The organism is Roseateles cavernae (assembly GCF_040187885.1).
Classification (GTDB): domain Bacteria; phylum Pseudomonadota; class Gammaproteobacteria; order Burkholderiales; family Burkholderiaceae_C; genus Roseateles_E; species Roseateles_E cavernae.
In genome coordinates this window covers 542,659-567,079 of sequence record NZ_JBDPLH010000003.1, presented here as the reverse complement: position 1 = coordinate 567,079, position 24,421 = coordinate 542,659, and the positions used below count along the sequence as shown (strand labels likewise).

The window sequence follows — 24,421 nt, the reverse complement described above, 5'->3', positions numbered from 1 at the left end:
GAGCGCCAGCCGNGCCGACGCGCTCATCGCCTACAAGGAGTATCCGCATGTCGATGCGCTGCCCCGGCTCGAGGAGCTGCTGCGCATCGTGCTGGACACGGCGGCCGGCAAGGTCCGGCCGACCACCGCGATGTTCGATTGCAAGATGGTGGGCCTGTGGCACACGACGCGCGAACCGATGGCCGGCTTTGTGCGTCGCATGCAGGCGGTCGAGCGCCAGCCGGGCGTGCTCTCGGTCTCGCTGGGCCATGGCTTTCCCTGGGGCGATGTGCCCGAGTCGGGGGCGCGGCTGTGGGTCATCACCGACGACGACGCAGGCCTGGCCAGCGCGCTGGCCGAGCAGCTGGGCCGCGAGTTCTGGGCGCTGCGCGAGCAGACCGTGACGCCGATGCTGGAGATTGACGCGGCGCTGGACCGCGCCGCGCGGACAGCGGACGGTCCGGTCGTCATTGCCGACATCGCCGACAACGCCGGCGGCGGCGCGATGAGCGACAGCACCTTCATCCTGCAGGCCCTGCTGGCGCGCAGCGCGCAGGACGTGGCGATCGGCGCCTTCTGGGATCTGGGCGCAATCCAGCTCTGCCGCGATGCCGGTGTCGGCGCCCGCATCGCGCTGCGCATCGGCGGCAAGTGCGGCCCGGCCTCGGGTGAGCCGGTGGATCTGGAGGTCGTCGTCAAGGCGGTGCTGGACCAGCACGTGCAGATCGGCCTGAACTCTAACGACGAGATCGCGCCGCTAGGCCCCAGCGTCTGGGTGCAGGCGGCGAACGGGCTGGACATCGTGCTGGTCAGCGTGCGCAGCCAGACCTTCTCGCCCATGGTCTTCACCGGCCTGGGCATCGACCTCGCGTGCAAGCGCCTGATCGTGGTCAAGTCCACCCAGCACTTCCACGCCCAGTTCGCGCCGCTGGCCCGGGATATCCTCTATGTGACGACACCCGGCGCGATCAGCATGGACTTTGCCGCCCTGCCCTACCGGGTGCGCGAGCTCGACTACTGGCCCCGCGTGGCCGACCCGCACGGTTTCGACACCGCCGACCAGCAAGAATCCACATGACGCTTCCCGACATTATCTCGGCCGACTGCCTCGTCATCGGCGGCGGCATCGCCGGCGCCTCAGTGGCGCGCTGGCTGGCGCCGCATGCGCGCACCATCGTGCTGGAGCGCGAGAGCCAGCCCGGCTATCACGCCACCGGCCGCTCGGCCGCGCTCTTCATGGAGAGCTATGGCAACACCCAGGTGCGCGCGCTGACCCGCGCCAGCCGCAGCTTCTTCGAGCAGCCACCGGCCGGCTATTCCGAGCATCCGCTGCTGACGCCGCGCGGCGCACTTTTCGTCGCCACCGAGGCGCAGCGCGAGGCCTACGAGCGCCACTGGGAGGTGCTGCGCGCGATCACCCCGAATGCGCACCGGCTCTCGGCGGACGACGCCTGCACGATGGTGCCGGTGCTCAGACGCGAGCGGCTGCTCGGTGCGATCCACGAGCCCGAGGCGGTGGACATGGATGTGCATGCGCTGCACCAGGGCTTTCTGCGCGAGCTGCGCCGCGCCGGCGGCAGCCTGGTCTGCAATGCCGAAGTCTCGGCGATCGAGCGCCACGGCGCCGACTGGCGCGTGCGGGCCGGCACGGCCGTCTATCAGGCGCCCGTGCTGATCAACGCGGCCGGTGCCTGGGCCGATGTGATCGCGGGCCTGGCCGGCGTGCGGCCCATAGGCCTGGAGCCACGGCGCCGCTCGGCCTTTATGTTCGCGCCGCCGGCCGGGATGGACACGCACGCCTGGCCGCTGGTGTTCGGCGCCGACGAGGACTGGTACTTCAAGCCCGACGCTGGCTTGCTGCTCGGCTCGCCGGCCAATGCCGACCCGGTGGCGCCGCAAGATGTGCAGCCCGAGGAATTCGATATCGCGCTGGCAATCCATCGCATCGAGGAAGCCACCACACTGACCATCCGCCGGCCCAGCCACACCTGGGCCGGGCTGCGCTCCTTCGTCGCCGACGGCGGCCTGGTCGGCGGCTTCGATGCCCAGGCGCCCGGCTTCTTCTGGCTCGCCGGCCAGGGCGGCTACGGCATCCAGACCTGCGCCGCGATGGGCGAGGCCTGCGCGGCCCTGGCGCGGGGATTGGCGCTGCCGCAGCGGCTGGCTGACTTCGGGCTCAGCGCGGCGATGTTGTCGCCGGAGCGGTTGCAGCGGTAAGTGCGGCAGAGGCCACTCAAATGCGCCTGCGGTCCAAATTTCGCGAGGAGAGCTTGCCTCAGCGAGACCGTCGGGCGCCGGGACACGGGTGTGCGCAATTGCTCCATGTCCCCCGGGCCGCAAGCGGCCCTCCTCCTTTACTTGCGCAATTGCGCACACCCGCATCCCGGCTTCTCCACCATTGGTTTTTTGCGAGGAGAAACCAATGCAGCGCCAAGCAGGAGGACGGGCAGGCCTGATGCCGAGGTAAAGGAGGAGGCCGCGAAGCGGCCGGGGGATTGAGCCCGGACACCGGAAGTCCGGTGGACTTGCGGTGCCTGGCGAAAGCCAGGGCCGCCAGGCCCTGGCACGCAGCAGCAGGTCTGCCCGTCCTCCTGCGCTCAGCACATCGGTACTTCAACGGCTCTTGCCGGGCCTGCGCGTCAGTTCGGCGAGAGCTTCAAAGCCAAGCGTCGCGCTCCCGAGGTCGCGAAGGATGAGGCGCGCCGCGTAAAAATGGTTTCGTGATGCCGGGCGGCACGACTCCTACGATGCCGCAGGTTGCGGGCAGCGGGCCTGCCAAGCGGCACCACAACACCCGGCGAACAAGCGGCCAGGGCCTTGGGAGTTTGAGAGGAGTCGGTGCATGGGGAGCAAATCTAACAGCATCTCTCCAGGGCTTGCGCTGCGATGTGGGCGCAGCCGGCGCCACGCCCACTCGCCCCTCGGCTCCGGCCTGCCCCCCGCTCAGCCCCAGAGCGCCGGCTCGGCGGCGCCAAGCAAGGCGCCTTCGTAGTGCATGGCCTGGGCGCGGTCGGACTGCATCAGCATCGGGCCGTCGAGGTCCACATAGCTGCAGTCCTGTGCGATCAGATGGGCCGGGGCCATGGCCAGCGAGGTGCCGCCCATATTGCCGACCATCAGGCCGAAGCCCATCGCCTTGGCCTCGCGGGCCAGGGCCAGCGCTTCGGTCAGGCCGCCGGACTTGTCGAGCTTGATGTTGACGTACTGATAGCGGCCCACCAGCGCCGGCAGCGAGCTGCGGTCCACGCAGGATTCATCGGCGGCCAGCGGGATGGCGCAGACCAGCCCGTCGAGCTGGGCATCCGTGCCGCGTTCGACCGGCTGCTCGATCAGCTCGACGCCCTGGGCCTGCAGCTCGGGCAGGATGCGCTCGAGCAGCTCGCGGCTCCAGGCCTGGTTGGCATCGACGACCAGGCGGGCGGACGGATGTTCCTCGCGGGCGAAGCGCACCATGTCGACATGCCGGCGCGCATCGGCCTTCAGCTTGAGCAGGGGCAGATGCCGCGCCGCGCGGATCTTGCGCCGCACATCGGCCTCGCTGCCCAGGCCTATCGTGTAGGCCGTCAGCACCGGCGCGACGTGCGTGAGGCCCGCCAGCTGCCAGGCGCGACGGCCGGCCTGCTTGGCGCGCAGGTCCCACAGCGCGCAGTCCAGCGCGTTGCGCGCGCCGCCGGGCGGCAGCAGCTGCATCAGCGCCTCGGTCGACAGGTCCTGATGCAGCCGGGGCCGCAGGGCCTCGATCTGCGCGGCCATCGACAGCGTCGTCTCGCCCTTGTAGGGCACGCCGGTGGCCTCGCCATAGCCGCTGCGGCCCTCGCGATCGGACAGGCGCACGACCAGCACCTGGATCTCGGTCATCACGCCGCGCGAAATCTCGAAGGGTTCCTGCAGGGCCCAGCTCTCGCTGGTGAGCGTGCAATCAAGCGACATGGGAATACTCCTTGTGTGGGTGGATGGCTTGGGCCAGACGCTCGACACCGCCGCGCATCGGATCGACCACGGGCAGGCCCAGCTCGGCCTCGACGCGGTCGCGGTAGGCCAGCCAGTCCGCATCGCTGAGCGCGGACGAGTTGATGCTGATGCCGACGCAGCGCACCGCCGCATTGGTCAGGCGTGCGGCGCGCAGATAGGCCTCGATGGCCTCGGCCAGCGGCGGGGTCGGGAAGTCGGGCAGGCTGGCGATGTGCTGCCGGCCAGCGTGGTGGCACAGCACCAGCGCGTCGGGCTGCGAGCCATGCAGCAGGCCCAGCGTGACGCCCGCATAGGCCGGATGGAACAGCGAGCCCTGGCCCTCGATCACGTCCCAATGCCCGGCCTCGTTGTCGGGCGAGAGCTGCTCGGCCACGCCGGCGACGAAGTCGGACACCACCGCGTCGATGGCCACGCCGCTGCCCGAGATCATCACCCCGGTCTGGCCGGTGGCGCGGAAGCTGGCCGGCACGCCGCGCGCCTGCAGCGCCCGGGCCAGCGCCAGCGCGGTGTACTTCTTGCCCAGCGCGCAATCGGTGCCGACGGTCAGCAGCCGCTGGCCCGTGCGCTTGCGGCCGGTGCCGGTCACGCGCGGCCAGGCGCCGTGGCGCACATCCTGCAGCTGCACGCCGGCGGCCTGGGCAGCGGCGGCCAGCTCGGGAATGTCGCTCAGCCGGGTGTGCAGGCCGCTGACGATGTCCAGCCCCGCGCGCACCGCCTCCAGCAGGCTGGGCAGCCAGTGCGCCGGCAGCTTGCCGCCGACCGGTGCGATGCCGATCAGCAGCGAGCCGGCACCGGCCGCGGCCGCCGCGGCGATGCTCAGCGCCGGCTTGCCGGTGCTGACAGTAGCCTCGGGGAAGGCCAGCTCGCCGAGCACATCCTCGGGGCACCAGTCGGCCACGCCGAAGGCGGTCTTGGCATCGACGGCCGAGCTCGCGTCGCCGAGAAAGATCAGATAGGGTTTGCGCAATACAAGCATGTCGGAGGAATCCGTAGGGAAAAGGAAGGGAAGACGAGGATCAGTCGCCGCAGCGCTCAAACGCCAGCTGGCGGGTGCGCGGTGTGTCGAGACGGAAGCCGCTCACGGAACCGCTCGTCGGGCCGTCAGCGGGCGCGGCGCGCAGCACCGCGTTGCCGCCATGGCCCATCGGTACGTCGAGCGCCTGGCAGCCGAACACCTCGGCCGAGAGGGCCCGCAGCTCGAAGCGGTTGCCACCATAGGCGCCGCGAATCTGCAGCAGCAGTCGCTCGCCGTCGAAGGCGATGTGGGCCTCGGCGTCGAGGTCTGACGAGCGGTAGCGGCCCAGCAGCGGCGCGCCGGCCTCGGCCAGCGGTGGTGGCGTCTGGGGCAGCAGCTCGCAGCATTCGCTGCGGCCGTCCGCGACCAGATCGAGTTGCGGCGGCGCCGCCACGCCGGCGGTGGCCAGTTGCGCGGTCGGCAGCAGGTATTGGCCGATACCGCCCTCCTCGAAGGGCTGGCAGAGCTGCGCGCCCTGGTCGCGCAAGGGCATGGGCGGGCCCTCCAGCAGGCTCAGGCCCAGCGCGTCGCCGGCTCCGGCAAAGCCGAAGACCAGGCCCGTGTCGCGGCCGCGATAGCGCCGGCCCAGCATAGGCGCAAAGCGCTCGGCGGCCACCGGCGGCGCGACGGCGGCCAGCCCTTGATCGGCCAGCAAGGCATCGACGATGCGCAGCGCCAGCTCGCGCGGGCTGCATGGCGCACCATTGCCGAGGATGACGATGTCCAGCGCCTGGCTGGGCACGCTCAGCATCTGGCTGGCCCCGCCGATCACGGCACCCGGATGGTGGATCACTTCCAGGCCACGGTAGTCGTGCCGCATCAGGCCCAGTCCGTAGGGCGTGTGGTGGCCATTGGCCAGCCGCGTCGGCGCCAGCATCTGCTGCCAACTGGCCGCGCTGCCCACGAGCTTGTGCGGCGCGCGCAGATGGGCCAGCCAGCGCAGCATGTCGTCGATGCTGGAGACCATCGCGCCCTCGCCACGCAACTCCTCGGTCGGGAAGATGCCGCGCCGCCAGCCACCGCCTTGTGCGGCCGGCAGGTGCAGGGTGGCCGTGCCCGGATGCAGCTCGAAATCGCTGGGCACCGAGGCCGTGTCCTCCATGCCCAGCGGCGCGAAGATGCGCTCTTGCAGGAACTGCTCGAAGGGCAAGCCGGAGACGTCCGCGATCACTCTTGAGAGCAGCTGGTAGCCGCTATTGCAGTAGATGACCTGGCTGCCGGGGGCAAAGTTGGCTTCGCGCTGGCGCCGCTGCACGCGCCAGGCCACGCCGGCCGGCTTGATCGCCATGCCCTCGGCGATAAAGCCCAGGTCGAGGTAGCAGCGGTAGCCGCTGCTGTGGTTCATCAGCTGGCGCAGGCTGGGCTCGGGCCCCTGCGCCGGGAATGCCGGCAGCTCGGGCAGATAGCTGCGCACGGAAGCATCGATATCGAGCCGGCCCTCCTCGACCAGCAGCAGCGCGGCCAGGCAGGTGAACTGCTTGCTGGTCGAACCGATGCGCATGCGGGTCCAGGGCGTGTTGGCCACACCTTGCTCGACGCTGGCCAGCCCGATGCCGCGCCGGTAGAGGCTGCGGCCATGCTGAGCCACACCGACGACCAGGCCCGGCGCATCGCAGCGGGCCAGGGGAGTGAACAGGGCGTCGAGGGCGGCGGTGCGGGGATCGGCTTTCTGCGATGAGGACAGGGCTGCGGGCATATCGGATCGGCTCAAGGGCTGTGCTGCAAAACCAAGACGAGGCAGCGACCGAGATCCGCGGAAACCCTGGGTATCTACCAAGGCCGACCCGGCCTGCAAAAAATCTTTGCGCCGCGCGTACCGGATTTCCGCAGCTGCTTCGTCATCAGAAGCAGGCGGGCACCGCGGATCGTGGCAAGCTCCGCCGGCATGAGGAGCCGTGTTGAACACTGAAGAGTTGAACGCCTGGTTCGTGGACCAAGTGCTGCCGCTGGAAGCCATGCTTGAACGCTTTTTGCGGCGCAACTGGCGCGATATGGACGAGATCTCCGACCTGCGTCAGGAGGTTTACGCGCGCGTCTATGACGGCTGTGCACGGGGCCGGCCCGATTCGGCCCAGGCTTTCGTGCTGACCACGGCGCGCAATCTGCTGATCGACCGCGCCCGGCGCGCGCAGATCGTCTCGATCGAGACCTATGCCGATATGGATGCGCTGGCGCCGACGCTGGACGAGCTGAGCCCGGAGCGCCACCTGGCCGCGCGCAGCGAGCTCAAGCTGCTGCAGATCGCGCTGAACCTGCTGCCGGCGCGCTGTCGCGAAGTGATCGAGCTGCGCAAGATCGAGGGCCTGTCGCAGCGCGAGGTGGCCTCACGCATGGGCATCACCGAGGACACGGTGGAGCGCCAGGTCTCCAAGGGCGTGCGCGCCCTGGCGCTGGCGCTGCAGGCAACGGGGCTGGGCAGCGCTGCACGCAGCGTCGCCGCGCCGTTGAGAAAGGGACGGAAAACACAATGAAAAACAAAGCACTGCATGACATCGAGGCCCGCGCGGCCGACTGGATCGCCGAGCGCGACCGCCAGAACGGCCACCTGCCGCCCGAGCGCCAGGCCGAGCTGGACGCCTGGCTGAGCGCGGCGACCGCACACCGTGTCGCCTTTCTCCGCCTGGACCAGGCCTGGCAGCGCGCCGACCGCTTGCGCGCGCTGCAGGGCGCCGCACCGGCCTTCGCGCCGCCGCCGGCGCCGCGCGGCTGGGCCTGGGCCGCACGTCCCCCGCTGCGGCATGCTGCCGCCGGTCTGAGCCTGGCGACGCTGGCCCTGGTGCTGGGCCTGAACTTCGGCAAGCCGGCGCCGACGCAGAACTACGCCACCGAGCGCGGTCAGCGCGAATCGGTCACGCTGACCGACGGCTCAAAGCTGACGCTGAACACCGCCACGCAGCTGCGCACCGAGGTGACGCCACAGGCGCGCCAGGTCTGGCTGGAGCGCGGCGAGGCCTTTTTCGACATCGCCCACGATGCCAAGCGCCCCTTCGTCGTCCATGCGGGCAAGCAGACGGTGACCGTGCTGGGCACCAAGTTCTCGCTCTACCGCGACGGCGACAAGCTGCGCGTGGCCGTGCTCGAAGGGCGGGTGCAGGTGCAGGCCGAGCAGAACCGCCCCGCGGTGCTGACCCGGGCGGACACCGCACTGGCCGACGCCGGCAATCTGCTGCTGACCAAGCTGTCGCCGCAGCAGCTGACGGCCAGCCTCGGCTGGCTGCAGGGCAAGCTGGTCTTCAATGAAGTCAGCCTGGCCGAGGCCGCGCGCCAGTTCAACCGCTACGGCCGCAAGCAGCTGGTCATCAAGGACGACGCCGCCTCGCGCATCGTCATTGGCGGCGTGTTCGATGCCGCCAATGTCGAAGCCTTCGCCCGCCTGCTGCATGCCGGCTTCGGTCTGCAGGTGCAGGTCCAGAACGAGGAGATACAGATTTCCAGCCCGGCGTCCTGAGCCGGACCTGCGCCACCGCTCTTCAGGCGATCCGCGAATACACCCGCGTATCGCGCGGCTCGCCGCTGGGGCTCAAGGCATCGCGCCGCAGCACCCCCTCGAACTCGAAGCCGCAGCGCTCGGCCACCGCGCGGCTGCGCAGATTGCGCTCGTCCATGCGGATCTCGACCCGGCGTGCGCGCAGCTGGTCGAAGGCCATGCAGGCCAGCGCCTGCACCGCTTCCGAGACATAGCCGCGGCCCTGGGCGCTCGTGCGAATCCAGTAGCCGATCTCGAAGCGCCGCAGCGTCCAGTCGAAGCGGTGCAGGCCGGTACCACCCAGCAGGCGGCCGGCCTGCTCGCTGCCTGGCTCGCGCAGATAGAACTGGTAGGTCAGGTCGCTGCGCAGGATGAACCGTGCCAGCTGATGGCGCAGCACGGTCTCGCTCTCCTCGATGCTGGGCGCGGTCTGCGCCCAGGGCATCCAGGGCTTGAGCTCGTCCAGCGACTCGCACACCGCCGCATTCAGCGCCTGACCCAGGCCGGCATGCGGCGCGGCAATCACCAGGCGTTCGGTCAGGAGGCGCTCGGGCACCTGGATCAGCACCGGGTCAGGTGTTGTCATGTCCACACTCCCTCATTTGTTGGGAACCAAATCCGGCACAACGCCCGGTGTCGCTTCGGCGCCCAGTGCCGCCTCGACATCGTCCGGCTTGGGCAGCTCGCGCACCTCGCGTATGGTCGCGTGGCGCCAGGCCAGCAGCGCCAGCAGCAGCGCGCCGCAGCCGGCAAAGGCCAGCGCCGAACGCAGGCCGAAGTGCTCACCCAGCCAGCCGCCCAGCAGCGCGCCGGGGCCTGCCGGGATCAGGATCAGCCAGCGCATCGTGCTGGTCATGCGGCCCAGCATCGGCGCCGGCGTCACCGCCTGGCGCAGCGACAGGAAGTTGATGAAGATCAGCACCGCGCCAATGCCGAAGGTGAACAGCATGAAGGCAAAGGCCGCCACGCCCCAGGCATTGGCGGGCGCGACCGACAGCAGCAGCCAGCCCAGGCCGCAGACCGCGAAGCCCAGCACCAGGCAGGGCCCGGGGCCCAGCCTGCGGCTGATGCGGTGGCCCATCACGCTGGTCAGCACGGTGCCGGCGCCCAGGGCCACATAGGACAGGCCCACGGTCTGACCCGACAGGCCCAGGGTGCGGGTCGCGAACAGGATCTGCACGACGATGGCCGCGTTATGGCAGAGCTGCCAGCAGCCCACGGCCGTGGCCAGGCTGACCAGCAGGCGCTTGTTGCGCACGAAGCGCACACCGGCCTTCAGATCGCGCCAGAAGTCGGCATTCTTGGCCTTGACCGGTTCCTCGTTGACCTTGATGCCGCGCAGTATCAGCGCCGAGATCAGCACCAGCACAGCATCCACCGCCAGCGCCATAGGCGCACCCAGCACCTTGATCAGCGCGCCGGCAAAACCCGGCCCCGCGACCTCGGCGCCGGACGAGGCCAGCGCGTTCTTCGCATGCGCCTCGACCAGGCGCGAGCGCGGCACCACCTGGGTCAGCACGATCTGCGCGGCGCTGCCGGCCGTCGTGTAGACCGTGCCCAGCACAAAGCCGACCACATAAAGCCAGGTCATCGACAGCCAGCCCATCCAGTGCGCCAGCGGCACGGTGGCCACGACAAAGGCCAGCAGGGTCTCGCCCCAGACATAGACCGGCAGCTTGCGCACCCGGTCCAGCCAGACCCCCGAGGGCAGCGAGAACAGCACAAAGGGGGCGATCTCCATCGCCGTCAGCAGACCCATCTGGGTGGGGCTGGCGTTGAGCAGCACGGCCGCCGTCAGCGGCAGGGCCAGCATCGTGATCTGCCCGCCCAGCGAGCTGATCAGGATCGAGGTCCAGAGCCGGCGGTAGACCAGGTCGCGCAGCAGATCGCCGGGCGGCAGGGTCAGGGCTTGTCTGAGCTGGTCAAACCAGGACAGGGGCCGGGTTTGCATAGGATTCTCCAATGAGGGCAGCACCTCGCCCTTGTGGGGCCAGGTCTGAGAAAAACGAATGGATCAGGGAGCGGAGGAAGGCGGGTCAGACCGACGCGCACGGCAGACCGCCAGCACGGACGCGCACGCCCGCGGCACGGTGTGTGCGGGGTCTGCTGCGGTCGAGGAGCTTGGTCATGGGTCTTGCCTGTTTGAGGCGCTCATCGTACAGGCCGGCTTGACGGCGGACAAGCCGTGCCGGCGCGCCGACGAAGCCCAAGCCGGGGACAAATCACGCCAATCGCACATCGTGCGCCGGACGGCGCTGCGCGCCCCAGTAGCGGCCCTCGCGCTGGAAGCCGACGTTCTCGTAGATGCCGATGGCCACATCGTCCGGATCCGCGCACATCACCAGGCGCTGCAAACCCATGCCGGCCAGGCCGTGGCGGCTCACCCCCTGGATCAGCGCGCTGCACAGGCCGCGCCGGCGCCAGGCCGGGTGCGTGCCGACATGCTGGAAGCGGCCCAGCGCGCCATGCCTGAACAGACCGCAGTCGGCCACCAGCTCGCCGCCATGCCAGATGCCGAACCAGGCCCCCAGGCCGGCCGCCTGCATCGCCGCGTAGCGGGCCATCTGGCGCTCGCGGTGCTGGCGGTAGTTGACCGGCTCGAAGCCGCTGTCATTGGACTCGCATTGCAGCGTCACCGCCGCCCGCCGCTGGGCCGGGTCCGCGAGATCGACCTCGGCAAAACGGAATGCACCGGCCAGCATCTTGGCCGGCTCGCGCAGCTGCGGCTCGCTCAGGCTCAGCTGCGCGGTGCCAAAGACCTCGAAACCGGCCGCCAGCCAACCCGGCAGCGCGGCCTGCGGCGCGCGGGTGTCGAAACCGATGGCGACGTGGCCGGACTCGCGCGTGTGCTGCCCCACCTCCTCGTCAAAGCGGGCCAGCCAATGGGGCAAGTCGGCGTCGCGCGGCGCCTCGGGCAGCACGAGGCAGTTGCCCCAGTAGAACAGCGGGTTGGTCGGCGTGCGCACCACTAGGCAATCGGCGCGCTCGATCACCAGGCCGTCGAAGCGCGCAAAGATCAGATCGGTCTGCCAACCGAGGGAGAGAGACTGCAGCATCGTGCTCATCCGCACACGGTAGCAGCCCTCCCCTCAACCCCCAAGTGCCGGAAATAACGGTGTCAGAAGCCCACCGCCGCACCGTCGCGGCGCGGATCACTGGCCGCCACATAGCCGTCCACCGCCGGGTCGCCCTGGCGCCAGATGAACTGGCCGGCACCGAAGTCCTGGTAGCTGTCGTTGATGTCGGCGATCTGGTGGCCCAGCGCGCGCAGGCCGTCGACGGTGTCGGCATCCATCGCCGACTCGACATTCAGCGACAGGCCCTCGTTGTAGCGCCAGCGCGGTGCATCGCAGGCGGCCTGCGGGTTCTGGCCGTAGTCCAGCATGCGCACCAGGGTCTGCATATGGCCCTGCGGCTGCATGTTTCCGCCCATCACGCCGTAGCTCATCACCGGCTGGCCGTCCTTGGTCAGGAAGGCCGGGATGATGGTGTGGAAGGGCCGCTTGCCCGGCGCCACCTGGTTGGCATGGCCCTCTTCCAAGGTGAAGCCATGGCCGCGGTTCTGCAGCGAGACGCCGTAGCCCGGCACGACCAGGCCCGAGCCGAAGCCCATATAGTTGCTCTGGATGAAGCTGACCATCATGCCGCTCTCGTCGGCCGTGGTCAGGTAGATGGTGCCGCCCTTGACCGGGTTGCCGGCCTTGAAGTCCTGGGCCTTCTTCATGTCGATCAGCTTGGCACGCTCGGCCAGATAGGCCGGGTCCAGCATCTGCGCGGCCGTCAGCTTCATATCGCCGGGCTCGGCCACATAGTTGTAGACATCGGCAAAGGCCAGCTTCATCGCCTCGATCTGCAGATGCTGCGAGGCAACGCTGTCGACCTTGTGCGCGGCCACATCCAGATGCTTCAGGATGCCCAGCGCGATCAGCGCGGCGATGCCCTGGCCGTTCGGCGGTATCTCATGCAAGGTGTGGCCGGCATAGTCCTGCGCAATCGGCTCGACCCACTCGGGGCTGTAGCCGGCCAGATCGGCCACGCTCATCGCACCGCCGGTCTGCTGGGCGAAGGCCGCGATCGCCTCGGCCACCTCGCCCTGGTAGAAGGCCTGGCCCTTGGTCTGGCCGATCAGGCGCAGGGTGCGCGCCGCGTCCTTGAACTGGAACAGCTCGCCGACCGCCGGCGCCCGGCCCTTGGGCAGAAAGGCCTGGGCAAAGCCCGGCTGCGAGGTCAGCTCCTGGACCGCCGCGGCCAGCGTCCACTTCTGCTGCACGATCACCGGCACCGCGTAGCCGCGCTCGGCGATCTCGACCGCCGGCGCCATCAGATCGGCAAAAGGCAGCTTGCCGAAGCGCTCGCTCAAGGCCACCCAGCCGGCCACCGCACCGGGCACGGTCACGGCGTCCCAGCCGCGCTTGGGCAGACTCTTGGCCTCGGCGCCGTATTTGCGCCGGAAGTACTCGGGCGTCCAGGCCTGCGGCGCGCGGCCCGAGGCATTCAGGCCATGCAGCTTCTTGCCGTCCCAGAGGATGGCGAAGGCGTCCGAGCCCAGGCCATTGCTGCAGGGCTCGACCAGGGTCATCACCGCCGCCGTCGCAATAGCCGCGTCGACCGCATTGCCGCCCTGCCCCAGGATGCGCAGGCCGGCCTGGGCCGCCAGCGGGTGCGAGGTCGAGACGATGTTGCGGGCAAACACCGGCATGCGCTGGCTGGCGTAGCCGCCGTTCCAATCAAAGCTCTGAGTCATCACATTCACTCCACAGAAATCTTGCGTTCACGAATCAGTCGGCCCCAGCGTTCACTGTCGGACTTGACCATCGCGGCGAACTGGGCCGGGCTGGCATTGCTGACCGGCTCGGCTCCCAGGCGGGCCAGGCGCTCGCGCACCTCGGGCGACTGCATCGCGATGTTCAGCTCGCTGTTGAGCTTGGCCACCACGGCCGGCGGCAAGCCCTTGGGGCCGTAGACGCCGAACCAGGTGATGGACTCGAAACCGGGCAGGCCCGACTCGGCCACCGTCGGCAGCTCCGGCGCCAGCGCCGAGCGGCTCTTGCCGGTGACGGCCAGCGCCTTCAAGCGCCCTTCCTTCACATGCGGCATGCCGGAGACGATGGAGTCGAACAGCAGATGCACATTGCCCACCACCAGGTCCGGCACCGCCAGCCCGGTGCCGCGATAGGGGATATGGGTGATGAAGACATGGGCCTGCGTCTTGAAGGCCTCGCTGGTCAGATGAACGATGGTGCCGTTGCCGCTGGAGGCGTAGTTGTACTGGCCCGGCTTGCTCCTGACCAGCGCGATCAGCTCGCGCACATCCTTGACCGGCAGCGAGTTGGGCACCAGCACCACATTGGCGGCATTGGCCACATGGGCCACCGGCGTGAAGTCCTCGTCGACCTTGTAGGGCAGCCTGGGGTTCAGATGCGGGCCGATGGCATGGGTGGAACTGGTGGTCAGCACCAGGGTGTAGCCATCGGGCGCGGCCTTGGCGCCCTCGGTCGAGCCCAGGCTGCCGCCGGCACCGGCCTTGTTGTCGACCACGACGGTCTGGCCCAGCTGGCTGCCGAGCTTCTGCGAGATCGCGCGCGCCAGCAGATCGGTGGCGCCGCCGGCCGGAAAGGGCACGATCAGGCGGATGGACCGGTGGGGATAGCTCTGGGCCAGCGCGTTCAGGCCGATCAGACCGAAACCCAGGGCCAGGGCCAGGTGGCGAAACTTCATCGTCGCAACTCCATCATCTAGGGGCGCAACGATTGTGTGCCGGCGGCGATGACAAGAAAAGCTAATAATTCTTGGCTTCATCACAAGGAGTACTTGCAATGCCCAGCCTGCGCAGCCTGAAGAGCTTTGTCGCCGTGGCCCGCTGCGGCTCCTTCGCGGCGGCCGCCGCCGAGGTCGCACTGACCCAGGCGGCCGTCAGTCTGCAGATGCGCAATCTGGAGCAGGAGTTCAAGCAGGTCTTGTTCGACCGGGGTGGCCAGGACGGCCAGAGCGGCCGCAAGGCCCAGCTGAACGCGGCCGGCCAGGCCTTGCTGCCCTGGGCCGAGCGCATGCTGGCCCTGGACGCCCAGCTGCACGAGGAGTTGCGCGGCGCGGCCCTGCGCGCCGATCCGATGGCGGGGGCCTACCGCATCGGCGCGGTGGTCTCGGCGGTCGCGCCGCTGGCCCATGCGGTGGTGGCGCTGAAGCAGCAGCATGCGGCGCTGGAGCTCAAACTGGTATCGGCCAAATCGGGCGACCTGGCCGAGATGGTGGAGGCCGGTCAGCTCGACGCGGCCGTGCTGGTGCGCGGCGCCGGCAAGCTGCCGCCGCAGCTGGGCTGGAGCCCGCTCTATGAGGAACCGCTGGTGCTGCTGGCCCATGCCGACAGCAAGCGACGCAGCGCCGCCCAGCTGCTGGCCGAGCAGCCCTTTCTGCGCTTTGACCGCAGCGAGCGCACCGGCGCGCTGCTGGAGCGCGCGCTGCGCCGCCTGCATGTGCCGGTGCGGGAGTTTCTCGAGCTCAACTCGATCGAAGCCTTGGCCGAGCTGGTGCGCCAGCGCGTCGGTGTCAGCCTGCTGCCGCTGCTGCGCCGCGCCAGCTGGGAGCAAGACCTGACCCTGCGTGTGATCGCCTTGCCCGAGCTCGGGCTGGCGCGCAGCATCGGCCTGCTGTACCGGCGCGAGGCGCGCGGCCCGCTGACCGAGGCCGTCGCCCAGCAGCTGCGGCAGGTGTAAGTCATTGCAACGCCCCGCTCCAGGGTCAACGACGCGCAGCAAGGCGTCGTTGAGACACTACCTTTCGCAACCCTGGAGAAATCCTGATGAACGCTCTGAAGACCGCCCTGATCCCCGCGCTGCTGTCCTTGGCCGCCGGCGTTGCATTGGCACAAACCGCGGCCGCTCCGACCGCCGCGCCGGCACCTGCGGCCACCACGGCACCGGCCGTCACGGCAGCGCCCGCCGTCGCCGCCAAGGTGGACGCGAAGGCCGAGGTGAAGGCCGAGGCCAAGCCCGCCGCAGAGGGCAAGCACAAGGCCAAGAAGGCCGCCAAGCCGGCGGCCGCCGACACCAAGGCCGAGGTGAAAACCGACGCGAAGGCCGATGTGAAGGCCGAGGCCGCGGCCAAGGCGGACACCACGACCGCCGCCAAGAAGCCCTGATCCCCGCGAGTCCCTGCTGGCCGCCCCGAGCTGTGCTTGGGGCGGCCTTGTCGTCTGAGCGGCGCCGCAGGCGCGCGGCTGGCACTATGCTTGCATGCTCCGCAGCCATTGACCAACTCAGCGACTCCCCACCATGAGCACTGCCCTTCATTCCATCCCCGGCCGCAGCAAGAAGCTGCCGCCGCTGCGCGTCGGCGTCGGCGGCCCGGTCGGCTCCGGCAAGACCACCCTGGTCGAGGTGCTGTGCAAGAGTTTGCGCGAGCGCTACGACCTGGTGGTGGTCACCAACGACATCTACACCAAGGAAGACCAGCGCCTGCTGACCGTGGCCGGCGCGCTGGAGCCCGAGCGCATCATGGGCGTCGAGACCGGCGGCTGCCCGCACACCGCAATCCGCGAGGACGCCTCGATCAATCTCGAGGCGGTGGACCGCATGCTCAAGCTCTACCCGGATGCCGACATCGTCTTCATCGAGTCCGGCGGCGACAACCTCGCCGCGACCTTCAGCCCGGAGCTGTCGGACCTGACGATCTATGTGATCGATGTCGCCGCCGGCGAGAAGATCCCGCGCAAGGGCGGCCCCGGCATCACCAAGAGCGATCTGTTCGTCATCAACAAGACCGATCTGGCCCCCTATGTCGGTGCCAACTTGGACGTGATGAAGGCTGACACCGAACGCATGCGCGGCTCGCGGCCTTTTGTGATGAGCAATCTCAAGACCGGCGCCGGGCTGGACGAGGTGATCGCCTTCATCGAGACCAAGGGCTTGCTGAAGTCCTGAAGAGCGGGACCGGGCTCAGCCCGGCGCGGCCTCGCAACGGATCCGGCGCATGCTGAAGTCGATGCGCTTGCTGCGGCCCTGGGTCTGCCCCTCGATGCGTGCCTTCAGCATCCCCTGCTCCAGCGCATAGACCACCCGCTGCGGGAAGTCATGCGTCGGGTTCTCGAACTGCACCTCGGTCTCGCTCAGCGAGACCAGCGCGAAGGCCACCGGCTTTTGCTCGCCCACGGTGGCGATAAAGTCGATGCGGCCCGCCGCATTGCGGCGGATCTGCATGAACTCATGGCCAGTGGTGCGGCCTCGCTTGACCGTGCGGCTGAGCCCCAGCAAGGTGTCGCCTGCCAGCGGCAACCAGTGCTCGACCGAACCCGGCTCTGCCCCGTCGGGCGCCCAGCAGCCGGCCAGCCAGGCCAGCTTTTGCAGCTCATGCTCCGGCTGAGCCAGGGTCGGCGCAGCAAAAAAACCCAACAGGGAAGCGAGCAGCAGCGGTGTTTTCAGCATGGCAGCATCCTTGCGGTCTATTGATGCCCGTACTCTAGACCAGGCGCTCGCGCGTCCCGCGCGCCACATCCTGCAGCCAGGGCTGGCGAGCCCAATGCGATCTCGCAAAAGCCTCGATCTGCTCGCGATAGCTCAGCGACAGCCCGATCACATCCAGGCCCTCGACAAACATGCGGCGGTGGCGGGGCGAGAGCTCGAAGCGGGCATCGACCGCCGCGCAGCGCACGCGCATCGCATCGGGGTCGATGCTCAGCGCCTGGCCCGCTTCGGCTTCGGCCATCAGCGCGGCGACTTCCGCCTCGGCCAGCATCACCAGCAGCAGCCGGTTGTTCATCGCGTTCGAGTAGAAGATCTCGCCGAAGCTGCTCGCGATCACCGCCCGGATGCCGAACTGCTGCAGCCCCCAGACCGCATGCTCGCGGCTGGAGCCGCAGCCAAAATTGGCGCCACCCAGCAGGATGGCGGTGCCGGCATGCTCGGGGCGGTTCAGCACAAAGTCGCGACGGGGCTGGCCCTGGGCGTCGAAGCGCAGGTCGTGGAGCAGACCGCGATCCAGGCCCGATTTGTCGATGCCACGCAGGAACTGCTTGGGCATGATCTGGTCGGTGTCCAGATTGTCGATGCGCAGCGCCGCAGCGCGGCCGCTGATCGTGGTCGATTCAGACATGCAGGCTCTCCAGTCGGCGTACATCGGTGATCACACCGGTGACCGCCGCGGCCGCGGCCATCGCCGGGCTCATCAGATGAGTGATGGCGCCGCGCCCCTGGCGGCCCTCGAAATTGCGGTTGGTGGTGGACGCGCAGCGCACGCCCTCGGCCAGCACATCGTCATTCATCGCCAGGCACATCGAGCAGCCCGGCTGGCGCCATTCGAAGCCGGCCGCCTGCAGCAGTGCGGCAATGCCCTCGGCCTCGGCCTGGACCTTCACCGCGCCGGAGCCCGGCACCACCATGGCCCGCACGCCCGGCGCCACCCGGCGGCCGCGCACGACTTCAGCGACGGCCCGCAGGTCCTCGATGCGGGCATTGGTGCAGGAGCCGATGAAGACATGCTGTATCGCCGTGCCCTCGATCGGTGCGCCGGCCTGCAGCCGGGTGTAGCGCAAGGCCTGCTCCGTGCTGCGCCGCTGTGCGCCCTCGGGATACGGCACACGGGCATCGATCGCCACCACCTGATCGGGGCTGGTGCCCCAGCTGACATGCGGCAGCACAGCGCCGGCATCGAAACAATGTTCGACGGCGAATACGGCCTCGGCATCGCTGTGCAAGCCAGCCCAGTGCGCCAGCGCCGCCTCGCGCTGCGCGCCGCCGATGTCCGGCGCACGCGCCAGCACATAGTCGATCGCCACCGCATCCGGTGCAATCAGCGCGCCGCGCGCACCGGCCTCCACGGCCATATTGCACAAGGTGAAGCGCGCCTCGACCGACAGTGCCGTGATGGCCGTTCCGCAGAACTCCACCACATAGCCGCGCGCGCCCTGGGCACCGATGCGGCCGATGATCTTGAGTATCAGGTCCTTGGCCGTCGTGCCCGTCGGCAGTCGACCATCAACGCGAATGCGCATGTCCTCGGCCAGGCGGTAGACCAGGGTCTGGGTCGCCAGCACATGCTCGACCTCGGAGGTGCCGATGCCGAAGCCCAGCGCACCCAGTGCGCCGTAGGTGGTGGTGTGGCTGTCGCCACAGATCACCACCATGCCGGGGCGGATCATGCCGTGCTCGGGCGCGACCACATGCTCGATGCCTTGCAGCGCATCATTGGTGTCGAACAGCGGGATCGCATGGCGATCGCAGTTGCGCTTCAGATTGCTGGCCTGCAAGGCCGAAGCCGGGTCCCGGATGATGCGCAGCTTGTCCGGGTGGGTCGGGATGATGTGGCTGACCACTGCGAGGTTCTGCCCCGGCACCAGCACCTCGCGGCCCTGCGCGTGCAGGCCGGCAAAGGCCTGGGGGCTGGTGTATTCGTTCATCAGGTGCAGGTCACAGAACAGCAGCACGTTCTGCGCATCGAGCACCGCCACCGTGTGCGAATCGATCAGCTTGCGATACAGGGTGCTCGCCATGACTCAGGCCTCCAGCAGGAAGGGCAGCGCCCGCGCCAACAAGGCGTCCGGCGCTTCCTCGGGGATGTAGTGGCCGCAGGGCAAGGCCTCACCACTGACCCGGTCGGCGACTCGGCGCCATTCGTCGAGCGGCTTGAAGCAGCGCTGCACCACGCCCTGCGCACCCCATAGCGCCAGCAACGGCATGGCCAATCGGCGGCCGGCATCACGGTCGGCCCGGTCATGCGCCAGATCGATGCCGGCAGCGGCGCGGTAGTCCTCGCACAGGCCGTGCGCGGTGCCGGGCAGGCTCAGACAGCGCGTGTACTCGGCCAGCGCGTCTGGATCGAACGGCGTCATGCCGGCGCTGCGACCGCCCATCACATCGCGCAGATAGGCGGCCGGATCGGCCGTGATCAGACGCTCGGGCAGCGGCGCGGGCTGGATCAGGAAGAACCAGTGCCAGTAGGCGCGGGCGAAGGCCTCGTGGGTCTGCTCGTACATCGCCAGGGTCGGGGCGATGTCCAGCAGCACCAGGCGCCGCACCAGCTCGCCATGGTCGGCCGCCAGCCGGTGCGCGACGCGCGCGCCGCGGTCGTGGGCCAGCACCGCAAAACGCTCGTGGCCCAGCGTGCGCATCAGCGTCACCAGATCCCGGGCCATCACCCGCTTGCTGTAGTTGGCATGGTCTGCCGCACCGGCCGGCTTGGACGAATCGCCGTAGCCCCGCAGATCGGCCAGCACCAGCGTGAAATGCCGGGCCAGTGCCGGCGCCAGCTTGTGCCAGATCGCATGGGTCTGCGGGTGACCGTGCAGCAGCAGCAAAGGGGGACCTGCGCCGCCCAGGCGGGCATGGATCTGCACGCCGTCCTCGACAGTGATCAGGCGGGACTCGAAACCCGGGAACAGGGAATTTGACATGAGGACCTCAATCCGCGGTGATGCCGCGCTCCTTGATCAGCTTGGCCCATTGCGGCATTTCCTTCTCCAGCCGTGTGCGGGCCTGGGCCGCCGTGCCGGGCAGCGGGTCGAAGCCTTCGCGGATCATGCGCTCCCGAACCGCCGGGCTGTTGAGCGCCAGGTTCAGCGTGTTGTTGAGCTTGTCCAGCACCGGCTTGGGCGTGCCGGCCGGCGCGAACACCATGAACCAGGTTTCGAAGGCATAGTTCGGCAGCCCGGCCTCGGCAATCGTCGGCACGGCCGGCATCAGGGCCGAGCGCTTGGCGCCGGTCACGCCCAGCGCACGCAGCTTGCCGGCCTGCACATGCTGCTGCGCGGCCGAGAGCACCGGAAAGCTCATGTCGACGCTGCCGGCCATCGTGTCGGTCAAGGCCGGGCCACCGCCCCGGTAGGGAATGTGGACGATGGGCAGGCCGGACACGGCCTTGAACAGCTCCGCCGACATATGGAAGGTGCTGCCCGCACCGGCCGAGCCGTAGGTCAGCTTGCCGGGCTGGGCCTTCAGTACGGCCAGCAACTCCTTGATGTCCTTGGCCGGCAGCTTGGGGTTGACCACCAGCACATGCTGGGAGCTCGCCACCATGCCGATCGGGGCCAGGTCCTTCAGGGTGTCGTAAGGCATCTTGGCCGTCAGCGCCGGATTGATCGCCAGCGAGACGGTCTGCAGGCCCACCGTGTAGCCATCGGCCGTCGACTTGGCGACCTGGTCGACGCCCAGATTGCCGCCGGCACCGCCCTTGTTTTCGATGAAGACGCTGCCGCCCAGCTGCTTGCCCCATTCATCGGCGATCAGACGCGCGGCGATATCGGCACTGCCACCCGGTGCATAGGGCACGACCAGCTTGATTGCCCGCTCCGGATAGCTCTGCGCCTGCGCGCTACCGAGGGCCAGCAGGCCCAGCGCGGCAAGCAGGGTGTGGGTGACATGGCGCTTGTTCATCGACGGTCTCCAGATGTGATCTTGTGCACTGATGCTATCCATGAAGTGAAGCAACATAATGTCTGTTTCGACAATTCTTCAAGTCTTCAGATTCATCAATGGACGGTTTCTCCGACCTCGCCTTCTTCTCGCTTCTGATGCGGCACGGCAGCCTGGCGGCGGCGGCCCAGCAGCTGGGCATCACGCCACCGGCCGTCAGCAAGCGTCTGGCCGCGCTGGAGCGACGCCTGGGCGTGCGTCTGCTGCATCGGACCACGCGACGCATCAGCCTGACGCCCGAGGGCGAAACCTATCTGGTCGACGGAGCCCGGGTGCTGGCCGAGCTGGACGCGCTGGAGCGCACGGTCGCCGGCAGCCGCGCCGCACCGATGGGTTTGCTGCGCGTCAGCGCGACGCTGGGCTTCGGCCGCCGCCACATCGTGCCGGCACTGTCGGTGTTTGCGCGCGAGTTTCCCGAGGTCGAGGCCCAGTTGCACCTCAGCGATCGGCCGGTCAATCTGGTCGAGCAGGGTTTCGATATGCAGATCCGCTTCGGCGAACTGCCCGACGCGCGGCTGACGGCCCGGCTGCTGGCGCGCAACCGCCGTCTGCTGTGCGCAGCCCCCGCCTATCTGCAGCGTGCCGGTATGCCCGCAACACCGCGGGAACTGGCCCAGCATGCCTGCATCTTTTTGCGCGAGCGCGACGAGACCTTCGGCACCTGGCATATGAGCCAGGGCGCGCGCCAGGAGACGATCAAGGTGCGTGGCCCGCTGAGCAGCAATGACGGCGAATCAACGCTGGCCTGGGCCCTGGACGGCCATGGCATCTTGCTGCGCTCGCAATGGGACGTGGCCGGGCTGCTGCGCCAGGGCGCGCTGCTGCCAGTGCTGGCCGACTGGTCGCTGCCCTCGGCCGATATCTATGCGGTATTCCCGACCCGCAGCCATCTGTCGGCCAAGACCCGGGCGCTGGTGGATTTTCTGCTGCTGCGTTTCGAACCCCACCGCCGTGAGGACGGCGGCTGGTAGGTCCTGATCAGCGGGCCCAGGCCTCAGCCACGAACCAGCATCACCGGCTGCGCTTCGGCCTGATCGATATGGCACAGCCCCGGGCAGCCGCTCTTGGCCAGCGCCGCGTCGAAGACCTCGCGGGCGCAGTCATGGCAGCAGCCGCAGGCCGAGGCCACCCGGGTCTCGTCCTGCAAGACATCGAAATTGCGGATGCCTGCGTCTACGCTGCGGCGGATATCGCGGTCGGAAACTCGGTGGCAGAGGCAGACGATCATGGAGCACTAGGGCCTGGTCGGGACCGGCACCACGCCGGCTTGCCCCGAACTCTAGCGCAAATGCGAACCCTTCTCAATCATGTTCGCATCAATAACCCCAGCCGGCGGCCGGGATTGCTCGGAAACGCTCAGGACGTCATCTGGGTCTGCAGCCAGTTCTGCTCGCCGACCTGGGCCACCAGCTCGATCTGGGTTTCCAGATGATCGATATGCTCCTCGGTGTCGCTGAGGATGTCTTCCAGCAGCTCGCGCGACACATAGTCGCGTACCGATTCGCAATAGGCGATGGCTTCCTTCAGCAGGCCATGCGAGCCCACCTCGATCTTCAGATCGCAGTGCAGGGTCTCGACGGCGGTCTCGCCGATGAAGAGCTTGCCCAGGTCCTGCAGATTGGGCAGGCCCTCGATCGTCAGGATGCGATCGATCAGGCGATCGGCATGCTTCATCTCCTCGATCGACTCCTCGTACTCATGCTTGGCCAGGCGCTCGTAGCCCCAGCTCTTGAGCATGCGGGCATGCAGGAAATACTGGTTGATCGCGGTCAGCTCATTCTTCAACTGGGCATTCAGGTAGTCCAGAACCTTGGCATCGCCTTTCATGGCATTTCTCCTCTTATTGAATCTGGCGAGCATTGTGCTTGCTGACGGCCAAGCCCGCTGCGCAAACCCGTGAGCTCGCGCTCTGCATACGAAGCGTTCTCAGACGCAATTTGACTATTTGCAGTGCGACCTCATCATTCCTGTTGCTATTGCGAATAGTTCGCATTTAAGATGCAGCACATGAACCCATCCATCCAAACCCTGCCGCGCCCCGCTGTGGCGCACGAGCCCGGCCTGCCGGTTCTGCCCTCCCTGGCTGCGGCCGGTGTGCCGGACCGGCGACGGCTCAGCAGCCAGGCCTTGCTGGGCAATGAGCGCGAGGTCGAGATCGAGCATGGCGGCCAGCTCTACCGCCTGCGCCTGACCTCGCTAGGCAAGCTGATCCTGACCAAGTAAGCAACCGGGCGGCGGCTGCGCCCGCTGGCCACGAGGACCCCGTCGATGTGCGACAAGCCCAATGTCTTCTCCCGCCTGCTGAGCGATGAGCCCACGGTCGCGGGCGCCCTGCCCGCGCCGGTCGGTGACAGCGCCCAGCCCCTGATGCGCGGCTCACGCCGGCGCCGCCTCTGGGAGCTGCCATCGCAGGCGCTGTGCCCGGTGATCGGGGTCTGCCTGCCGATGCCGGTGCTGCGCCGGCGCATCGACAAAAGTCTGGGCGGCAGCACGGTCGCCAGCGACTACGACCTGCACTGCGGCGCCATCAATGAATGCGGCTCGCGCTCGGCCGTGGCCGAGACCTTGCAGCGCGAGCTGGACCAGCGCTACGCGATCGCGCTGCGCCAGTCCGCCCAGCACAAGAGCACCGAGGCCTTGACGCGCTGGTGGGCCGCCGCCCAGCTCAGCAACGATGTGGCCGGCAGCCTGTGGGCGACGCTGACCCATGCGCGCTGCGACGCCGGCCTGCAGGAGCAGGTGCTGCGCGACATCCATATGCTGCAGCACCAGGTCGGCGCCGCCAACCGCGCCGATCTGCAGCGCCTGGAGGCCCTGCTCGACGAGAACCAGATCCTGGGCCGCGAGCTCGCCCAGGCCCAGTCGCGCAGCAGCCGGCTGCTGGCCGAACGCACCGGCCAGATCGAGCGCCTGCAGTCCGAGCAGCTGCGCCTGCGCGGCGAGCTGCTGGGCCGCGACACGGCGATGGCCGGTCTGCGCGAGGACTTGCAACGCCTGGAGGCCGCCGTGCCGGGCCTGCGCAACCGCCAGGAGCAGGCGGACCAGATCCGTCTGCAACAGGGCCGCATCCACGAGCTGGAGCGCGCGCTGCTGGCGGCCCAGCAGCAGGTCGAGCGCGAGCGCCGCCGCGTCGAGGAAACCCGGCAGATGCTGGAGCTGGCACGCGCCCCGCAGCCGGCCCCCGAGCCTGAACTGGCCCTGCCCGAGCTGAGCGAGCGCGCGGTGCTCTGCGTCGGCGGTCGTCAGGCCGTGGTGCCGATCTACCGCCAGCTGATCGAGCGCACCGGCGGGCGCTTTCTGCATCATGACGGCGGCGAGGAAGACGCCGTCGCCAAGCTGGATGCCAGCCTGGCAGCCGCCGATCTGGTGATCTGCCAGACCGGCTGCATCAGCCACGACGCCTACTGGCGGGTCAAGGACCATTGCAAGCGCCACGGCAAGCGCTGCGTCTTCGTCGACAAACCCAGCGCTTCCAGCCTGCAGCGGGCCCTGGGCCACCTGAGCGAGAAGCCGACCGAAGCCTGAATCGCCCGTGCATAGATCACAAACCAGATAGATACCACTTAAGCAAGGGGTAGACCCGGGGAT

General features: G+C 68.7%; 25 protein-coding genes. 10 read left to right on the top strand and 15 right to left on the bottom strand.

The genetic code is table 11. The annotated features are described in order from the left end of the window. The first annotated feature begins 88 nt into the window (after nucleotides 1-88). Together ABGI63_RS13245 and ABGI63_RS13240 are read left to right on the top strand one after the other, a co-directional pair. Nucleotides 89-1,057, top strand: a complete 969-nt coding sequence (locus ABGI63_RS13245; protein WP_432767416.1) for an MlrC C-terminal domain-containing protein — start codon at nucleotides 89-91, stop codon at nucleotides 1,055-1,057. Next, nucleotides 1,054-2,196 carry an NAD(P)/FAD-dependent oxidoreductase gene (locus tag ABGI63_RS13240; RefSeq protein WP_349742838.1) on the top strand — a complete coding sequence of 381 codons (1,143 nt, stop codon included), beginning with the start codon at nucleotides 1,054-1,056 and terminating at the stop codon, nucleotides 2,194-2,196. Before ABGI63_RS13245 ends, ABGI63_RS13240 begins: the two co-directional genes overlap by 4 nt. A 726-nt stretch (nucleotides 2,197-2,922) precedes the next feature. On the opposite strand, the gene dgcA is transcribed toward ABGI63_RS13240, so the two are convergent. From dgcA to ABGI63_RS13225, 3 genes are read right to left on the bottom strand one after another with little or no spacing between them, the layout of a single operon-like run. Next, a complete protein-coding gene (dgcA, locus tag ABGI63_RS13235; RefSeq protein WP_349742837.1) occupies nucleotides 2,923-3,909 on the bottom strand; it encodes an N-acetyl-D-Glu racemase DgcA in 987 nt (328 codons plus the stop codon). Continuing rightward, nucleotides 3,899-4,927, bottom strand: coding sequence for an N-acetyltransferase DgcN family protein (locus ABGI63_RS13230; protein WP_349742836.1), 1,029 nt, complete (start codon nucleotides 4,925-4,927; stop codon nucleotides 3,899-3,901). Before ABGI63_RS13230 ends, dgcA begins: the two co-directional genes overlap by 11 nt. 40 nt (nucleotides 4,928-4,967) lie before the next feature. After that, on the bottom strand, nucleotides 4,968-6,662 hold the full coding sequence (locus ABGI63_RS13225) for a serine hydrolase domain-containing protein (RefSeq protein WP_349742835.1): 1,695 nt from the start codon (nucleotides 6,660-6,662) through the stop codon (nucleotides 4,968-4,970). 202 nt (nucleotides 6,663-6,864) lie between these two features. On the opposite strand from ABGI63_RS13225, the gene ABGI63_RS13220 reads away from it, so the two are divergent. Continuing rightward, entirely contained in the window at nucleotides 6,865-7,437 is a 573-nt protein-coding gene (locus tag ABGI63_RS13220; protein ID WP_262971061.1) for an RNA polymerase sigma factor, read from the top strand. Then, entirely contained in the window at nucleotides 7,434-8,414 is a 981-nt protein-coding gene (locus ABGI63_RS13215; protein WP_349742834.1) for a FecR family protein, read from the top strand. The genes ABGI63_RS13220 and ABGI63_RS13215 overlap by 4 nt, the downstream gene beginning before the upstream one ends. A gap of 22 nt (nucleotides 8,415-8,436) precedes the next feature. On the opposite strand, the gene ABGI63_RS13210 is transcribed toward ABGI63_RS13215, so the two are convergent. From ABGI63_RS13210 to ABGI63_RS13190, 5 genes are all read right to left on the bottom strand, one after another. Further along, the gene (locus ABGI63_RS13210) at nucleotides 8,437-9,018 is read right to left on the bottom strand and encodes a GNAT family N-acetyltransferase (RefSeq protein WP_349742833.1); all 582 of its coding nucleotides are present in this window, start codon (nucleotides 9,016-9,018) and stop codon (nucleotides 8,437-8,439) included. Nucleotides 9,019-9,030: 12 nt separating this feature from the next. Next, on the bottom strand, nucleotides 9,031-10,383 hold the full coding sequence (locus ABGI63_RS13205; protein ID WP_349742832.1) for an MFS transporter: 1,353 nt from the start codon (nucleotides 10,381-10,383) through the stop codon (nucleotides 9,031-9,033). A gap of 271 nt (nucleotides 10,384-10,654) precedes the next feature. Next, nucleotides 10,655-11,488 (bottom strand): GNAT family N-acetyltransferase, encoded by an 834-nt coding sequence (locus ABGI63_RS13200; protein WP_349742831.1) that lies wholly within the window; start codon nucleotides 11,486-11,488, stop codon nucleotides 10,655-10,657. Nucleotides 11,489-11,550: 62 nt separating this feature from the next. Further along, nucleotides 11,551-13,176 carry a gamma-glutamyltransferase family protein gene (locus ABGI63_RS13195; protein ID WP_349742830.1) on the bottom strand — a complete coding sequence of 542 codons (1,626 nt, stop codon included), beginning with the start codon at nucleotides 13,174-13,176 and terminating at the stop codon, nucleotides 11,551-11,553. Between the two features lie 5 nt (nucleotides 13,177-13,181). Then, on the bottom strand, nucleotides 13,182-14,150 hold the full coding sequence (locus ABGI63_RS13190) for a Bug family tripartite tricarboxylate transporter substrate binding protein (RefSeq protein WP_349742829.1): 969 nt from the start codon (nucleotides 14,148-14,150) through the stop codon (nucleotides 13,182-13,184). A gap of 98 nt (nucleotides 14,151-14,248) precedes the next feature. Between ABGI63_RS13190 and ABGI63_RS13185 the strand changes: the two genes are divergently transcribed. From ABGI63_RS13185 to ureG, 3 genes are all read left to right on the top strand, one after another. Then, entirely contained in the window at nucleotides 14,249-15,145 is an 897-nt protein-coding gene (locus ABGI63_RS13185; protein ID WP_349742828.1) for a LysR family transcriptional regulator, read from the top strand. Between the two features lie 86 nt (nucleotides 15,146-15,231). Next, nucleotides 15,232-15,570 (top strand): hypothetical protein, encoded by a 339-nt coding sequence (locus ABGI63_RS13180; RefSeq protein ID WP_349742827.1) that lies wholly within the window; start codon nucleotides 15,232-15,234, stop codon nucleotides 15,568-15,570. A gap of 133 nt (nucleotides 15,571-15,703) precedes the next feature. Continuing rightward, entirely contained in the window at nucleotides 15,704-16,351 is a 648-nt protein-coding gene (ureG, locus tag ABGI63_RS13175; RefSeq protein ID WP_349742826.1) for an urease accessory protein UreG, read from the top strand. 15 nt (nucleotides 16,352-16,366) lie between these two features. On the opposite strand, the gene ABGI63_RS13170 is transcribed toward ureG, so the two are convergent. The 5 genes from ABGI63_RS13170 to ABGI63_RS13150 are packed head-to-tail and all read right to left on the bottom strand — an operon-like array spanning nucleotide 16,367 to nucleotide 20,794. Further along, nucleotides 16,367-16,852: a DUF6265 family protein gene (locus ABGI63_RS13170; RefSeq protein ID WP_349742825.1), complete on the bottom strand. Its 486-nt coding sequence runs from the start codon at nucleotides 16,850-16,852 to the stop codon at nucleotides 16,367-16,369. A gap of 34 nt (nucleotides 16,853-16,886) precedes the next feature. Further along, on the bottom strand, nucleotides 16,887-17,519 hold the full coding sequence (leuD, locus tag ABGI63_RS13165) for a 3-isopropylmalate dehydratase small subunit (RefSeq protein ID WP_349742824.1): 633 nt from the start codon (nucleotides 17,517-17,519) through the stop codon (nucleotides 16,887-16,889). Beyond that, the gene (gene leuC, locus ABGI63_RS13160; RefSeq protein ID WP_349742823.1) at nucleotides 17,512-18,915 is read right to left on the bottom strand and encodes a 3-isopropylmalate dehydratase large subunit; all 1,404 of its coding nucleotides are present in this window, start codon (nucleotides 18,913-18,915) and stop codon (nucleotides 17,512-17,514) included. The genes leuD and leuC overlap by 8 nt, the downstream gene beginning before the upstream one ends. Nucleotides 18,916-18,918: 3 nt before the next feature. Then, nucleotides 18,919-19,815 (bottom strand): alpha/beta fold hydrolase, encoded by an 897-nt coding sequence (locus ABGI63_RS13155; protein ID WP_349742822.1) that lies wholly within the window; start codon nucleotides 19,813-19,815, stop codon nucleotides 18,919-18,921. Between the two features lie 7 nt (nucleotides 19,816-19,822). Continuing rightward, nucleotides 19,823-20,794 (bottom strand): tripartite tricarboxylate transporter substrate binding protein, encoded by a 972-nt coding sequence (locus tag ABGI63_RS13150; protein ID WP_349742821.1) that lies wholly within the window; start codon nucleotides 20,792-20,794, stop codon nucleotides 19,823-19,825. Between the two features lie 98 nt (nucleotides 20,795-20,892). Between ABGI63_RS13150 and ABGI63_RS13145 the strand changes: the two genes are divergently transcribed. After that, the gene (locus ABGI63_RS13145; protein ID WP_349742820.1) at nucleotides 20,893-21,804 is read left to right on the top strand and encodes a LysR family transcriptional regulator; all 912 of its coding nucleotides are present in this window, start codon (nucleotides 20,893-20,895) and stop codon (nucleotides 21,802-21,804) included. A gap of 23 nt (nucleotides 21,805-21,827) precedes the next feature. On the opposite strand, the gene ABGI63_RS13140 is transcribed toward ABGI63_RS13145, so the two are convergent. Together ABGI63_RS13140 and bfr are read right to left on the bottom strand one after the other, a co-directional pair. Then, on the bottom strand, nucleotides 21,828-22,061 hold the full coding sequence (locus ABGI63_RS13140; protein ID WP_262971083.1) for a (2Fe-2S)-binding protein: 234 nt from the start codon (nucleotides 22,059-22,061) through the stop codon (nucleotides 21,828-21,830). 128 nt (nucleotides 22,062-22,189) lie between these two features. Continuing rightward, complete coding sequence (gene bfr, locus ABGI63_RS13135; protein WP_137942997.1) at nucleotides 22,190-22,660, bottom strand: bacterioferritin; 471 nt, start codon at nucleotides 22,658-22,660, stop codon at nucleotides 22,190-22,192. Between the two features lie 180 nt (nucleotides 22,661-22,840). On the opposite strand from bfr, the gene hemP reads away from it, so the two are divergent. Together hemP and ABGI63_RS13125 are read left to right on the top strand one after the other, a co-directional pair. Continuing rightward, nucleotides 22,841-23,056 (top strand): hemin uptake protein HemP, encoded by a 216-nt coding sequence (hemP, locus tag ABGI63_RS13130; RefSeq protein WP_137942998.1) that lies wholly within the window; start codon nucleotides 22,841-22,843, stop codon nucleotides 23,054-23,056. Nucleotides 23,057-23,101: 45 nt separating this feature from the next. After that, complete coding sequence (locus ABGI63_RS13125) at nucleotides 23,102-24,358, top strand: DUF2325 domain-containing protein (protein WP_349742819.1); 1,257 nt, start codon at nucleotides 23,102-23,104, stop codon at nucleotides 24,356-24,358. Nucleotides 24,359-24,421 lie beyond the last annotated feature (63 nt).